Source organism: Paenibacillus rhizoplanae, assembly GCF_042684125.1.
In the GTDB taxonomy this organism is placed as follows: domain Bacteria; phylum Bacillota; class Bacilli; order Paenibacillales; family Paenibacillaceae; genus Paenibacillus_AQ; species Paenibacillus_AQ rhizoplanae.
In genome coordinates this window covers 1-14,601 of the sequence record NZ_JBHUKY010000001.1, presented here as the reverse complement: position 1 = coordinate 14,601, position 14,601 = coordinate 1, and the positions used below count along the sequence as shown (strand labels likewise).

At 56.2% G+C, this 14,601-nt stretch carries 15 protein-coding genes; 11 read left to right on the top strand and 4 right to left on the bottom strand.

What is annotated here, in order from left to right:
* Positions 1–8 precede the first annotated feature (8 nt).
* From ACFSX3_RS00075 to ACFSX3_RS00055, 5 genes are all read left to right on the top strand, one after another.
* The gene (locus tag ACFSX3_RS00075; RefSeq protein WP_379255206.1) at positions 9–842 is read left to right on the top strand and encodes a DUF3891 family protein; all 834 of its coding nucleotides are present in this window, start codon (positions 9–11) and stop codon (positions 840–842) included.
* 99 nt (positions 843–941) lie between these two features.
* Entirely contained in the window at positions 942–1,649 is a 708-nt protein-coding gene (locus tag ACFSX3_RS00070; protein ID WP_209994545.1) for a two pore domain potassium channel family protein, read from the top strand.
* Positions 1,650–1,707: 58 nt separating this feature from the next.
* Positions 1,708–2,640: a metallophosphoesterase gene (locus tag ACFSX3_RS00065; protein WP_209994547.1), complete on the top strand. Its 933-nt coding sequence runs from the start codon at positions 1,708–1,710 to the stop codon at positions 2,638–2,640.
* Positions 2,641–2,691: 51 nt separating this feature from the next.
* Positions 2,692–3,234, top strand: coding sequence for a GNAT family N-acetyltransferase (locus tag ACFSX3_RS00060; RefSeq protein WP_209994548.1), 543 nt, complete (start codon positions 2,692–2,694; stop codon positions 3,232–3,234).
* 343 nt (positions 3,235–3,577) lie between these two features.
* Complete coding sequence (locus tag ACFSX3_RS00055; protein ID WP_379258597.1) at positions 3,578–4,318, top strand: NADPH-dependent oxidoreductase; 741 nt, start codon at positions 3,578–3,580, stop codon at positions 4,316–4,318.
* A gap of 127 nt (positions 4,319–4,445) precedes the next feature.
* Here the strand turns inward: ACFSX3_RS00055 and ACFSX3_RS00050 are convergent, their stop codons facing one another.
* On the bottom strand, positions 4,446–5,255 hold the full coding sequence (locus ACFSX3_RS00050) for a histidinol-phosphatase (RefSeq protein ID WP_209994550.1): 810 nt from the start codon (positions 5,253–5,255) through the stop codon (positions 4,446–4,448).
* Positions 5,256–5,299: 44 nt separating this feature from the next.
* Positions 5,300–6,202, bottom strand: a complete 903-nt coding sequence (locus tag ACFSX3_RS00045; RefSeq protein ID WP_209994552.1) for a LysR family transcriptional regulator — start codon at positions 6,200–6,202, stop codon at positions 5,300–5,302.
* 386 nt (positions 6,203–6,588) lie between these two features.
* Between ACFSX3_RS00045 and ACFSX3_RS00040 the strand changes: the two genes are divergently transcribed.
* From ACFSX3_RS00040 to ACFSX3_RS00020, 5 genes are all read left to right on the top strand, one after another.
* Positions 6,589–7,044: a chemotaxis protein CheX gene (locus ACFSX3_RS00040; RefSeq protein ID WP_209994554.1), complete on the top strand. Its 456-nt coding sequence runs from the start codon at positions 6,589–6,591 to the stop codon at positions 7,042–7,044.
* A gap of 28 nt (positions 7,045–7,072) precedes the next feature.
* Positions 7,073–7,849, top strand: coding sequence for an SDR family NAD(P)-dependent oxidoreductase (locus ACFSX3_RS00035; RefSeq protein ID WP_209994555.1), 777 nt, complete (start codon positions 7,073–7,075; stop codon positions 7,847–7,849).
* Positions 7,850–8,024: 175 nt separating this feature from the next.
* Positions 8,025–9,515 carry a DEAD/DEAH box helicase gene (locus ACFSX3_RS00030; RefSeq protein ID WP_209994557.1) on the top strand — a complete coding sequence of 497 codons (1,491 nt, stop codon included), beginning with the start codon at positions 8,025–8,027 and terminating at the stop codon, positions 9,513–9,515.
* Complete coding sequence (locus tag ACFSX3_RS00025; protein WP_209994558.1) at positions 9,512–10,258, top strand: ABC transporter ATP-binding protein; 747 nt, start codon at positions 9,512–9,514, stop codon at positions 10,256–10,258. Before ACFSX3_RS00030 ends, ACFSX3_RS00025 begins: the two co-directional genes overlap by 4 nt.
* Position 10,259: 1 nt before the next feature.
* Positions 10,260–11,480 carry an ABC transporter permease gene (locus tag ACFSX3_RS00020; protein ID WP_209994560.1) on the top strand — a complete coding sequence of 407 codons (1,221 nt, stop codon included), beginning with the start codon at positions 10,260–10,262 and terminating at the stop codon, positions 11,478–11,480.
* A 214-nt stretch (positions 11,481–11,694) separates the two neighbouring features.
* On the opposite strand, the gene ACFSX3_RS00015 is transcribed toward ACFSX3_RS00020, so the two are convergent.
* Both ACFSX3_RS00015 and ACFSX3_RS00010 read right to left on the bottom strand, forming a co-directional pair.
* A complete protein-coding gene (locus ACFSX3_RS00015; protein WP_209994562.1) occupies positions 11,695–11,811 on the bottom strand; it encodes a YjcZ family sporulation protein in 117 nt (38 codons plus the stop codon).
* Between the two features lie 158 nt (positions 11,812–11,969).
* Entirely contained in the window at positions 11,970–13,271 is a 1,302-nt protein-coding gene (locus ACFSX3_RS00010; protein ID WP_209994564.1) for an aminotransferase class I/II-fold pyridoxal phosphate-dependent enzyme, read from the bottom strand.
* Positions 13,272–13,495: 224 nt separating this feature from the next.
* On the opposite strand from ACFSX3_RS00010, the gene ACFSX3_RS00005 reads away from it, so the two are divergent.
* Positions 13,496–14,281 carry a helix-turn-helix domain-containing protein gene (locus ACFSX3_RS00005; RefSeq protein WP_036727103.1) on the top strand — a complete coding sequence of 262 codons (786 nt, stop codon included), beginning with the start codon at positions 13,496–13,498 and terminating at the stop codon, positions 14,279–14,281.
* Positions 14,282–14,601: the final 320 nt, after the last annotated feature.

The following is a 14,601-nucleotide window of genomic DNA, read 5'->3' as shown; positions in this document are numbered from 1 at the left end:
GAATGACTGTGATTTGTCGGGAACAGGATGGAATGCTTGTAATGACGAAGCAGCATGAGCACGGGCTGCTGGCCGGAGAATTTGCTGAGTGGTTCAAGGAAGAGCATACGCCCGCGGAAGGCCGCCGGGCTGAGGTACTGTGGGCAGTAAGCAACCATGACCGGGGCTGGATTGATCTGGATGAGACACCGTTCTGGAATGATGCGGAGGGAATGCCATACAGCTTCCTCGATTTTCCGGTTGTGCCGAAGCTGACCTTCTATAGACGGGGAATCGATGAGGTGGAAGCGAAGACGCCATACGGGGCGCTGCTGTGCAGCTCGCACTTTGAACGTCTGATTGAGGTGTCGGGTGAGGAGTGCCCGGAGCTGACACAATATCTGGAGGGTGAGGCAGACCGTAGAGCCCGCATCCACCGGGCGCTGGAGCAGAGCAAGCCGCTTGAAGAAGGCGAGCTGTATTATGACGCGAGACTGCTGCAATTCTGCGATGATCTGTCGCTGTTCCTGGCGCTCAGCAAGCCGGGCAGCGCCGAATCAGAGAAGCATCCCTGGTTCGCAGACGGCTTCTCCGGCAGCGAGGAGTTCAGCTTCACCTCCGGCCGTGCCATTGAGGCGGAGTGGCAGGATAGCGCTACGCTGACCCTGACTCCGTTCCCGTTCACGCAGGAGGTTGAAGTTAGCTTCAAGCAGCGTTGGGTCAGCCGGGCGGACATTAAGGATAAGGGAATTGCCCGCGCCTACCGCGAGGCTCCTGAGGAAGAATGCCGGATCAGAGTCATAAGCGGACCGGAAGAAGATTCGCATGCTAAGACCGGAGCCGGTCAGCACACTAAGGGCTAGTATAAGTCCGGGCAAGCCGCTGCTCTGCGAGTATCGGCAGGACCGGATAAGGACCTTCACGGCGGGAAGCCGGGAGCATAGAACAGGAGCGAAAAGGCCATGGCATGGTGGATCTGGGCTTTCAATATCATTGTTATCGTATTGCTGGTACTGAGGTTTGCCCGGTTGAAGCTGAACTGGATGGGCAGAGGCGTGCTGCTCGCTCCTATTCTGATCTATGCGCTGATCTCGGCGGAGGACCTGCTGAACCTGATCGATCTGGGTACGATTGTGCCTGGCAACCGGGGACTGCGCGGACTGATTCTGTTTTTTGTCCTGGCTTCAGTCCTGTTCTATATTCTGTTTATATTCCATGAAATCAGGGATTCCAACAGCAAGGAAGTCAGGCTGCAGCAGACGCTGGTCCGGATCAGCATCGCTGCGTTCACCTGCATTCTTTTTTTTACAATCGTATATACATCGATATATAAGCTGTTTGGACAGTCCTCGTTCCAGGGAGAAGGCTTGGGCCAGGATCTGCTTAGCCAGTTGATTACGTTCCTTTATTTCAGTGTGGCTACTTTTACGACAGTCGGTTACGGGGATATAGCTCCCATAGACAATACCTCAAGGCTGGTTGTAGTTATGCAGATCTGCTTCAGCTTCATTACGGTCGCCTATGCGCTGTCCATGCTGGGCTTGTTCCGCAAAATCCTTGGACCCGGTACGGAAGAAGAGGTTGAAGCAGCGATAGAAGTGGATATTGATGACAAGGTGGATGAAGCGGTATCGGAGAAGCAGGATGAGATGGACCCGCACGGTCCGTAAGGAAATCATTAGTGATATTAACCGCATAGATTGCAAGGATAGAAAGGAGAATCTCCCTATGAAAAAATCGTTCGGAGGCTCTCCCGAGCGTACGGTTCCTGCTGCTGCGGATGGCGCGGGAACAGGGCCACCGAAGCCGGAAGGCCGGGGAGGCCGCAAGATGACCCGGCGGCAGTTCCTGGCCCGCGGGGCGGGAGCGGTAGTTGGCGCAGGCCTCCTCGCCGGCGGCTATGCCTGGCAGGGGGAGCCGAACTGGTTAGAGGTGACCCGCCGGGAGCTGCCGCTTGCGGAGCTGCCGTCTGCGTTCGCCGGGACCCGGCTGGTCCATTTCAGCGATGTGCATCTGGGCTTCAACAAGGATGCGAAGGATCTGGCCCGGCTGACGAAGCATATCAAGGAAGCACAGCCGGATCTGATCTGCTTCACCGGGGATATCGTAGACAGCTATGCTGAAGATCTGACCGACTCGGTCCCCATTCTCGCAGAGCTGGAAGCCCCGCTTGGGAAGTATGCCATCCTCGGGAATCACGATTACAAGAATACGGAGCTGCTGACCCGTCTGCTGAAGGAGGCCGGATTCCGCGTCCTGCGGAACGAGTCCTATCTGATCAAGCAAGGCGGAGCGATGATTGCTGTAGCAGGACTGGATGACATGCTGCACGGCAAGCCGGACCCGGAGGCAGCAGTGCGGGATATTCCGGACGGCATCTTCACGGTGCTGCTGATGCATGAGCCGGATTACGCCGATGTGGCGGAAGCGTACCCGTTTCACCTTCAGCTCTCGGGGCATAGCCACGGCGGTCAGATTCGCCTGCCGCTGGTCGGCGCGCCGTTCACGCCCTACGGATCTCAGAAATACATAGACGGCTTGTATTATACAGAGAATAAGGCCATGCCAGTGTATGTGAACAGGGGCTTCGGCGAGACATTGATGCCGCTGCGCTTCCTGTGCCGCCCGGAGCTTACCGTGCTAACTTTGCGCCGGGGGTAGCGGATTGCAAAAGAGGGGCACCATAGGCGGGAGAAGAAGAGGGAGAAGTTCATGAGCACTTATGAGATGATCATGGGAATGTCACTACAAGGCTCTAGGGTGGAACTGAAGAATATGGCGTCCGGCGACGGAGCGCTGCTGAAGTCGCTCCTCTCCCACCCGGAGGTGCAGCCGCATATTCAGCTGCGCCACGGATCTACTTCCCGGCAGGGTGTGCTGGATAAGCTGGTGAACCGGATGCTGCACGGCTATGATCCCGGCGCGCTACATGCAGGAATCTATATCTTAGGCCAGCCGGAGCTGATCGGCTCAGTCTCCCTGCAGAACTGGAACCGGCAGGAGGGCCAGGCGGTTCTGGGCTATATGCTGAATCCGTTATGGTGGGGTCGCGGATATGCGACTGAGGCACTGGGATTGCTGCTGGCCTATGGCTTCGGTGAACTGGGACTGAAGAGGGTCGAGGGGCGCTGCCGGGGTGATAATCACCGGTCCGCCCAAGTCATGCTGAGGAACGGCCTGACCCTGGAGCGGACCCTGCCGATGGCAGACGGCTCGGGCGACGTAATGAAAGTCTTCACATTGTTACACAATTGAAATAATGCCGTTATCAAACTCTAACAGAGAGCGGTTAAACTAAGTACATGACCCCCTTTTGAAAATATAACTGCTGTTGGGACCCGATGATTCGGGTCCATTTTTTTTGGCGTGTGCGGGCATGGGCTCCCGATGAAAGGGATAAATCCCATTGGATTGGCCTGAAGTGGGCTGGACGAGCGAATGAGGAGCATAAGTGCCCCTGAATTCGTAGCCACCCCACTTGCGGTATAAACATTGTGTGCTGGCAGTCTCCAAGGGGAATGGGCTATGATAGTTTAAATGGTATACGGTACATGGGTAAGTTAAGTATAGATGGGGAGGAAATGAACCTTTGAATGATGTGATTAGATTACTTATGAACCACCGTTCGTTCCGGCAATATAGCGGGCAGGCGGTGGAGCCTTGGAAGCTGAAGACGATTATTGAGGCAGCCCAGGCAGCGCCGTCTTGGGTGAACGGCCAGCAGGTATCGATGATTGCGGTACGCAGCGAGGAACGCAGGCAGCAGCTGTCGGTGCTGAGCGGTAACCAGAAGCATGTGGCGGAAGCACCGGTATTTCTGGTGTTCTGCATGGACTTTCACCGGGCCAAGCTTGCGGCGGAGCTGGAAAGCCAGCCGTTTGAAACGGCTGCGGACATAGACGCGCTGCTCGTTGGGGCTACGGATGTCGGCATTGCACTATCGAACGCAGTAGCTGCCGCCGAGTCGCTGGGGCTGGGGATTATTCCGATTGGGGGCGTGCGCCGCAACACGGCAGGGGTGATTGAACTTTTGCAGCTGCCAGAGTATGTATTCCCGATGGTCGGCCTCTGCATTGGCTATCCGGCGGGAGAGCAGCCGAAGAAACCACGCCTGCCTATCGCGGCTGTATATCACGAGGAAGTCTATAATCCCGATCAGAAGGGCCTGATCGAAGAATATAATGCGGCCCACCGTGAGTCGCTGAAGGCGCAGGGACTGACGGAAAGGGACTGGAGCAGTACGATTGCCCGCTTCTATGCCTTGAATCCGCAGTACGGGGATGCGCAGCATACGTTGAAGCAGCAGGGCTTCACCTGTGAGAATCTGAATAAGGAATAAGTGTAGTATTAGGTGTACAGCGCAAAAAAGCACCACAGTAGCAGGCAGCGTGGCGGGGAGTGTCCCGTTACGCTGCCTGTTTGCGCGGTGCTGGTTGTATGCGGAGAATTCCCGCCCACTTACTTGCCTACAGCGCAACCTTGATCTTCCCGCGCTGCTTGTAATAGACCCAGTACTGAAATCCGATCTCCTTCAGCCTGGCTGCGACCTGATTGCGCTGATCGGCCACACGGGAAGGCTTATGCGCGTCTGAGCCGAAGGTGACCTCAACGCCGAAATGCAGGGCCCGCTCCAGAATCTCATCGGAGGGATACCAGCCGCCGCATAGCTTGGTGCCACCGGAGGTGTTGATCTCAATGGCTGGCCCGCATTCGCCGATGATGCGCAAGGCTTCGTCAATCTCCTTCGGAGCGGCAATCTCGGAGAAGGGGGGATAATTCCCTTTCATGGCATCAATATGACCGAGAACCTGGAACATGCCGCTGCGCGCAGATTCCGCTATGAGCCGGTAGTACTCCGCTTTGGCTGCAAGCTGCTGCTCCGTACCAAGCCCCTTCCAGCGGCTTTTGTTGAAGATGCTGACTTCTTCTACGTGATGGACTGAGCCGATTACATAATCGAACGGATATGCGGCGAAGGTCTTGCGGTACAGCTCCGCATGCTGCGGGAAATAATCCGACTCCATGCCAAGCAGGACATCTATGCGTCCTTCGTACTCTTGTTGCAGAGACAGAACTTCCTGGACATAATAGGCCAGCTCGGACTTGGCCATGGCGATACGCGGAAAAGCCTGCTCGTCCGGGCTTCCGAAGTAAGGCGAATGGTCGGAAATACCGATGACATCCAGCCCCGCCGCTATTCCGGCTTCAATGTAGTCTCTGATATTGCCGTCAGCATGACCGCAGCGGAAATGGTGAGTGTGCAGGTCAAAATTCATACAGGGAACATCTCCTTAGGCCAATATGGCAGAATGGGTAAAGGTTACTCTGAGCCGATAAACTGGGTCTCGGGCATTCCCTTAAGGTCGCTCAGGAACTGTCTCATCGCAGAGTTGACATACTTGCCGGATTTGGTAATGACACCTACGGGATGGGTCACCTCCAGCTCAATGATCGGGACGATGCGGAGTGTGCCAAGTCTAACCTCGGCCATGACAGACTGCTTGGAGATGACCGCCGCGCCCAGGTCAAGCTCAACCATCCGCTTCACTTCCTCGCTGCTGGTCAGCTCCATAATCACCAGCGGCTGAATACCGTGTCTCGCCAGCACCTCATCGACAAATTTCCGGCCGACCGTATCTGGTGAGAGCAGGATGAGCGGGATTCTGCCTAGGGCCTCAATCCCGGCCGATTTGACCTGGGCCAGCGGATGGCGGGGCGAGACAACCAGTTCAAAAGTATCATAATACAGGACCGAGGTCGTCATCCCCGGGTTGCGCCCAATCAGATAGCCGATACCGACATCCACAATCCCGTTCTCGACTTGCTGGTAGATCTGGGAGGAGGACATGGATGAGATCGAGGTTTTGATATCAGGGAACTGATCCTGGAAATAGGAGAGCACCCGGGGGAGAATCTGGATGGCGATGGAGGTGGTCGTACCGAGAATAATATGCCCTTGGGGATTCTCTTCGAGATCGGCAAGGCGCTGCTTAAGCTCATCTACGATTCCGACAATCTGTTCCGCGTGGGCGAGGAAAACTTTGCCCCTGTCCGTCAGCGTCACCGGCTGGTTCCGGTCAACAAGCTGGGTTTTGAATTCTTCCTCCAGGCTTTTAATCTGGGCCGAGACCGCCGGCTGTGTCAGGTTGAGCAGCTCGCCCGCCTTGCGGAAGCTCATGGTTTTGGAGATGGTGATCAGTGTTTCGAGCTGGCTGATATTCATGGACTTGCCCCCTTATGGCTACCGGATGGTGCCGCCGTTTATTTGTACAAATAGGGAAAGCCGCAGCTTTCCGAAAGACGTATACGCACATGTCTGCTTCCTGAATGAGAGTCTGCAGGCTGCGGATTCTGACAAGGTAGACGGGTAAAAGGGTCGCTGTGAGTGCTGCACTCGGAGGGTGTGACGCCGCAGATCTTACGTTTATTGATTAAATTATAGGAGATTCCTCCCGGGAGGGCAATGTTGCCGTCCAAACTATCTTCAGAAATCATTCGACAAGACCATTAATTTTTGGTGAATAATGCCGATATATGAAGTATAATAAATTTTATTGCTTAGGACTTTTGGTATATGACTAAAGACTGGTCGAGGGGGACAGCACTTTCATGAAAGCAGAAGTAATCAATCCGTTTCTAGAGTCTGCGCGCATTGTAATTGAACAGGTGATCCAAGTCTCGCCGTCCACCGGTATGCTGGGGATTAAGGATATTGAACTGATCGATAATCATATATGGATTCAAGTGGGAATGACAGGTCAGCTCACCGGGAATATTATCTTCGGGATTGCCGAACCGGTGGCACTTAAGATGGTGTCGGCCATGATGGGCGGTTATGTGATTACGGAGATGGATGAGATGGGGCAGAGTGCCATATCGGAGCTTGGCAATATGATTAGCGGCAATGCCAGTACTATTCTCTCCAATCAAGGGGTGTCCGTAGACATTACCCCGCCGAAGCTGATGAAGTGGGAGAGCATGTCCATACTGCCGCGCAAAGCGCTAAGTATTCCTCTTCTGATGGAGGGCATCGGGGAGCTGGATATTCAGGTTATGATCTCTTAGGCGGATAATCGGGAGTTGAATCTATTCCATGGCATTACAAGGCAAGATTGTGGTGATTACAGGCGCTTCCAGCGGAATTGGCGCACTTACGGCCCAAATGCTCAGTGAGCGCGGGGCGGTTCCCGTACTCCTGGCCCGTTCGGAGGATAAGCTGCAGACTACTGCAGCGGGCATCCAGGGCGCTTATGGACTGTTCGTTTGCGATGTGACCGATGAGGCGGCGGTGGAGCGTACCTTCGGGGAGATCCTGGAGCAATACGGAAGAATTGACATTTTGCTCAATAATGCCGGTTACGGCAAGTTTGCGGCTTTTACAGAGATGGAGTCTGAAGAGTTCGCCGATATGATGGATGTTAACTATATGGGAATTGTGCGCTGCACCAAGGCTGTCGTTCCTCATATGCTTACGCGCGGCAGCGGTCAGATCGTGAATGTGGCTTCTATGGCCGGCAAAATCGGAACCGCACGCTCGGTGTCCTACACGGCCACCAAACATGCTGTTCTCGGCTTCACCAATGCGCTCCGCCAGGAGCTGCGGAGGAGCGGTATTATTGTCTCGGCTGTGAACCCCGGACCTATCGCCACCGAATTTTTCAAGACCGCCGACCCTTCAGGCAATTATGAACGAAGCGTAAGCCGGATCATGATGACGCCGCAGCATGTGTCCGCGAAGATCGTCAAGCTGATGGACAAGGGCAAAGAGGAAGTGGACCTGCCCGGTCTGGCGGGCTTCGGCATCCGGCTCTATGGCCTGTTCCCGCGGCTGGCAGACAAGCTGACCTATAACCTGATGAACAAAAAATGAACAGATCATATTTACCGGCTGTGGCGTGAACGACTTGTCCCCCTAGAGCATACAGGATGGAGTGACCGTATTAAATACGGCTCGGAGTTAGATTTTATGGCCTTCCATTTGGTGGAGAGGCCTTTTTGGCATATAATGAACATATTATCTTAAGTGAAAAGGATGAAACCCTATTATGAATAAAGCTTCTTTTGCGGCTATCGGCATCCAGGAAGACCTTGCTGCCCGATTGTCTGAATTCGGCATTACCGAACCATCCCCTGTACAGGAGCAGACGATTCCGCTTCTGCTGGAAGGAAGAGATGTTCTGGCCGCATCCCAGACAGGAACAGGCAAGACACTGGCTTATCTGCTGCCGCTGCTGCAAGGGATTAACCCCGACTCGAAATCGGTGCAAAAGCTGGTGCTGGCCCCAACCCAGGAGCTGGCGATGCAAATCCTCCGTGAAGCGGAGCGCTACGGGGCACACCGGGGCATCCGGGCGATAGGACTGATCGGCGGGGCGGCGATCAAGCGCCAGATTGACAAGCTGCGGGAGCATCCGCAACTGGTGGTCGGCACCCCGGGACGCATACGTGAGCTGATTGGACTGCGCAAGCTCAAGATGCATGAGGTGAGCACGATTATTCTCGATGAGGCAGATCAGATGTTCCAGCTTAGCGGTGCGGGCGAAGTGACGAAGATCGTCAGCAGCGCGCTGCGTACGCGGCAGCTGGTTATGCTGTCGGCCACGATTGGACCGGAGACCCGTCTACTGGCGAACCGGGAGATGAAGAATCCGGCAGAGGTGGGCATCGATCCCGGCGTGATGACCGCCCAGAGCCTGGAGCATCACTATGTGGTGTGCGAGGAGCGGAACAAGATCGATATGCTGCGCCGGGTGATCCGCCATTACAAGCCGGACCGGGCGCTTGTCTTCGTGAACGCAACCGATGATATTGCCGAGGTGACAGCGAAGCTGAACCACCTGGGCCTTCCGGCCGCAGCGCTGTACGGCGATGCCGACAAGGTGACGCGCGCAAACGTGCTGACCCGCTTCCGGGACGGCAAGCTCAAGGTATTGGTCGCCAGCGACGTAGCGGCCCGGGGCCTTGACATTGAGAATCTGATGCTTGTCATCAGCTTCGATCCTGCTTTTGACTCCGAGCACTATGTCCACCGTGCCGGACGGACCGGGCGCATGGGCAAACGCGGCTTATCCGTAACGATCGTTACGGAGCAGCAGACGTTCATCATGCGCAAATTCGCCCGCGAGCTGGATATCCAGCTGGACGAGCGGGCGATGGCCTTCGGCAAGGCGCTGGCGGAAGGCGAGCGCGCCGAGCTGCGCAGCGGCGGCGCGAAGGAGCGCCGCGAAGGGGCTGAACCGCGCGGCGGCATGGCAGCGCCGCGCACCGGCAAGCCGCAAGTGCGGACCTCGGCGGCTGGAACGGCAGGCGGAGGGACGGGCGGCGAAGCGCCGGCCGGGCAGCCTGGCGCAGCGGCTGGCAGCGGTGGTGGGATCACGGCGCGGCGCGAGCAGCGGCCGGGGATTGCCGCGAGCACGCGCAGCGCGGCGGGGCCGGCAGGCAAGGCCCGCAGCCAGGCGGAGCGGGACAAGAACCGCAAGAATAAGGGAGCCCCGAAGTGGCTCAAGGACAAAACCCCGAGAGGTGACGGTCAATGAATACAGCTCCCGTATTGCAAATTACGGGTTTAAGCGGAGGATACAGCCTGAACAAGCCGGTGCTGCATGATATCGGCCTGCAGGTGCAGCCAGGTGAGATGGTCGGGTTAATCGGACTGAACGGTGCGGGCAAAAGCACCACGATGAAGCATATCCTGGGGCTGATGTCCCCGCATAAGGGCGAGATTACTGTACAAGGGAAGACGCGGGGCAGCGATCCCGAGAGCTATCACAGCGCGCTGTCCTTTGTGCCGGAATCCCCTTTGCTCTATGAGGAATTGACGGTCCGTGAGCATGTGGAATTCACTGCCAGAGCGTATGGCGTGGAACGCAGTGATTATGAATCACGCACCAGCCAGCTGGCTGCACTCTTCAATATGGAGGACAAGATGGATACCTTGTCCTCCCATCTGTCCAAGGGTATGAAGCAGAAGGTGATGATTATGTGCGCGTTTGTGGCGCGTCCGGCTCTGTATGTAATCGACGAGCCGTTCCTCGGACTCGACCCGCTGGGTATCCGCTCCCTGCTGGATTTCATGCTGGAGCTGAAGAAGTCCGGAGCGTCGATTCTGCTCAGCTCGCATATTCTCTCCACCATCGAGAACTATTGTGACCGGTTCATTGTGCTGCATCGCGGAATGGTGATCGCGGAGGGAACGCTGGCCGAGATGACCGCGAAGGCCGGGCTGCAGGGCTTGAATTTGGAGCAGCTGTTTTACGAGCTGGTTCAGGGAGGGAAATGATATGGATTTGAAGGAGCTGCGCCGGCAGCGGCGCAGCCGGTTCACAGGAAGCCTGGTCCCTTATATGGGATATATCATTCAGAGCGGTGTCGCCATGGTGTTCCTGCTGGTGCTGATTATCTTCTCCGCCTGGTACACGGCGCTGCTGCGCGATATTCCGCCTAACATACCGATCCGCTGGATTATGTTCGTCTTGCTGGTTCCTGCGGCGGTACACAGCAGCTTCCGGACGTATTTGCAGACCCCGGATACGATCTTCCTGCTGCCGCAGGGCCACCGGATGAGAGAGTATTTCGCCCCGTCCTGGGTCAGCGGCAATGTGTGGAAGATTCTGCGACTGGCCTTTATCCTCATTACATTATGGCCGCTGTACATACGCACCGAGGAGTCTCCCAGGGGGCTGCTAGCCACCCTGCTGGTGCTGATACTGGTCAAGCTGTTATCCAGCTACGGATTATGGCGGGAGACGGCGATGCTCTCCCGCCCCGCTGCGGCAGGCTATAACCTGCTGCGCTGGGCAGTGGGCGGTCTAATGATAGCCGCATGGCTATGGCAGCCGTCGATGCGCGCCCTGATCTTCATTCTGATTCTGGCCGCAGCCTATGTGGCCGCGCTGGCCGTCCCCGGCCGGCACGCTGTTCCTTGGGAACGCCTGATCACCATGGAGAAGAACCAGGGAACGCGGGCGCTGATGGTCCTCGGCTGGTTCGTCGATGTTCCGGGACGCGAGCAGCGGGTCTATGCCCGCCGTTATCTGTCGCGTTGGGGCAGTGGCCTAAGCTGGCAGCGGGATTCAGCGTACCGGTTCCTCCTGACCAAAAGCTTCGCCCGGGGCGACGTCTTCGGCATCGTCCTGCGGATGGCTGTGCTGGACCTGTTCCTGGTCTGGATGATGCAAGGCAGCTATCTCGGCAGCGGCATCTATGTATTCTTTCTCTTCCTGATGGGCATTCAGCTGACGGCGCTGCGCAAGCTGCACAGCGAATCGTTCTGGCTGACCGTCTACCCGCTGCCGGAGGGCAGCAAGGGCAAGGGAACGATCCAGTTTGTATTCCGGGCCCTTCTGGTCCTGGCGCTGCTGACCGGATTACCGCTCCTGCTTCAGGCAGGGCAGCGCCCGCTGGAGGTGCTTGCCACCTTCGCTTGCGGATTCCTGCTGGCCTATCTGTTCAAGGTCCGCTCCACCCGCAAGGAAGCGCGTCTGGATGAAGACGATCTGTAGAACAGATTGCAGCAGCAGACCATACGTACCCGCAAGCGGGTGCGCTTATAACAAATGGCCTCAGGCTCTCGCGGATGCGGAGTCTGAGGCCATTTTCCAAAGACAAGCATGTATAGAAGGGGTAGGTACCCTCTTCATATCAGGTGGAGCAGGGAATGCTATAACACGTGGATCGGAGAGAGCGCGCGGCTCCCTCCAGGGGACTCACTCCCTGTTAGACAAAGAGTGAACGGCTGATGATAACCAGCAGGATAAAAAGAACCAGAATGGCTCCAGTGCTTGTGAATGCACCGTGTCCGTATCCGTATCCGCCTCTAACTTCTTCGCTCATGTTCATTCCCCTTTCGCGTGTGAGTTTGTTGTACTTGAGTACACCGTATTGTATGTGCGGAGGGAAGAACGTGTATGGGCCAATGCCATAGCACCGGGCAAAAAAAATCAGCCCCGGGATTCCGGGGCTACTTACTTGCCTATGTCAAAGCTTGATGATCAGGCTTTCTCCAAATCGCGGATACCCGCATAGACCAGATCAAACAGATCTTCCAGCTGATCCTCCTCGATACAGGAGAAGGCAATGCGCAGGTCGCTCTCGCCAAGGGCGATGGTTCCCAGGCCGTAGGTGTGAATCAGGTGAAGCCGCAGCTCTTCCGCAGGTACGGTAAGGAGCTTCAGGCACATGAAGTACCCGGAGTTGAACGGATAATAAGTCCATACGTCATCGCCGTATTTGCCGCTGTCCAGCAGCGCCTTCACTTTGTTGGCCCGGCCTTTCATGATCTGGAACTTCTCTTCCTTTTGTGCGGCGAATTCCGGCGCCTTCAGTGCGTCCAGGACAAAGGTCTGCGATGGATGCGCTCCGCTGGAGATGGTGGCCCGGATGATGCCCAGTGTTTTTTGCTCCAGGGCTGCCAGCAGCTCCTTGTTCTCCGAAGCATAGGTGATGAAGCCGACGCGGAAGCCCCAGACGAATTCTTCCTTGGTGGCTCCGTCAATCTTGACCGCCAGCACGCGCGGGTGCAGATTCGCCAGCTTGCCGAACAGCGATTCCTTGATTGAATCCTCGAAAAAGAGTCCGAAATAGGCGTCATCGCTGACCACGACCACATTGATGCCTTCTTCGGCGGCACGCAGAATGGCGGCAACGATGGCTTCGCCTTCCTTAATGCCCGGTGTATATCCGGTCGGATTGTTCGGGAAGTTAAGCAGGACGATGGCTTTGCCGCGGTCCTTCTGGGACAGCAGCGCATCCAGCAGACCTTCACTATTGAAATTCATATCCTCGGTGAACAGCGGATAATTAACGGTCTCGGTCAGGCGGCGGATGCCGAAGGTCAGCTCGTAGTTCTCCCAGTTTTTGTCCGGATAGATGACGGCATCCCCTTGCTCTGCGAACAGATCGGCAACGATGCTAAGCCCGTGGGTCAGCGCATTCGTTACGACAGGATTGCTGAAGGACTTGCCTTCAAGCGACGGATTCTCACGCAGCATCTTCTCCCGCCATACGGAGCGAAGCTCCGGCTTGCCTGCTGGAGGCGCGTAGCCGTAGAGGTCTTTGGGACTGTAGGCGGAGAGTTTATCCTGGATCACACCAAGGTGCATCGGCAACCCGTTCTCGGTAGCGATTCCGATGGTGGCGTTATACTTCTTGGCATGAGCCGTGGCTTCTGCGGATTGGCTCAGGATCCCCTCTTTGGGGAAATAGATTGCTTTACCGAGACTAGAGAGCATATCGTACACATGTTCATTGCCTGCCTTGATGCTGTCATTCAATTGTCCAGCCAGTGGATTCATCAGTTTCATCCTTCCGGTATTCTTCTGGGATATATACGCTAACATTGCCTAACATTATAACACCGCGGATTGCCGCCGTCACTGAGGAATGCTGCGTTTTCATAAATAGTTTTGGAATCGAAGCGGCAGCCCGTCCCCATGAGGAGCGCAGAAGATGTACAAATGGGAACCGGACAAGGTATTATGAAAAGTAAGCTTACGCTATACGTTTAGGAGGGAACTATATGCTGCATGCATCGCCATCCTCTTTTGTAATCCTCCCGGCCCTGGCGAAGATTGTCTGTGAACCGGGTTGGAAGTGGCAAAAAAGAGAGAAGCCGCTGCAAAATTACGATTTATTCTACGTCTGGAGCGGGGAGGGGACGGTTGTGCGCGGCGGGGTGCCCTATCAGGTAGGGAAGGGAAGCTGCTTCCTGTTCCGCCCGGGGGATTACACCAGCGCCACACATAATCCGCAAAAACCGCTTGTGCTTACATATATTCACTTCGATGTTGCCGAGGAGGTGACCGAGGTGCCGGCGTTCTACCATGAGCTGAGCGAGACGGTGGAATTCGAGCATCTGCTGGCCCGTTATGTCCGGCTGTTCCTGGTGCAGACCTATGCGGCGGAGGAGGAGGGACGTCTGATTCTGAAGCAGCTCATGATTCATCTGCTGCGGCAGGATCAGGCGAGGCCGGTCGAGCGCCATGTCAGCAACCAGCTGGCGGAGGTGATCCACGAGGTCGCCAACTATGTCAGCCAGCATCCCGGGGCGGCGCACCGGGTAGAGGATCTGGCCGCCCGGGCAGGGCTGTCCCCGCGCTACTTCTCAATCAAGTTCAAGGAGATCACCGGCTCCTCGGTCCAGTCCTATGTGATCCGTGCACGGATCGAACGGGCTCAGCATCTGCTGCTGTATGCAGGCATGAACGTCACGGAGGTGGCGGATGCGCTCGGCTACCGGGATATCTTCTTTTTCAGCCGCCAATTCAAGCAGCATACCGGGAAAAGCCCGTCAGAGATCCGCTGAAGCGGCGGGGCGAGTATCGTGCTGAGTGTGGTAGATGTGTTACATGTGCTAGATGTGCTAGATGTGCTATGGGTGCTCGATGTGCCAATGTGTGCTATGCGGACCGTGAGGACCTTATTTTGCGGAAAAGGCACTTATTCCACCCGCTGCGGACTCAGGGGCCGTTATCAGGCTGATCGGGGCCGAAATGGAGGCGTATGGGCTAACTTAAGAGCATCTGTGGGTTTAGAATAGATAGTAGACGCCACTTAACGGACGGAGGGATAATAAGGATCACGGAGGTGTGTTGCCATGGGTGAACAACGAAAACGGTACAATGA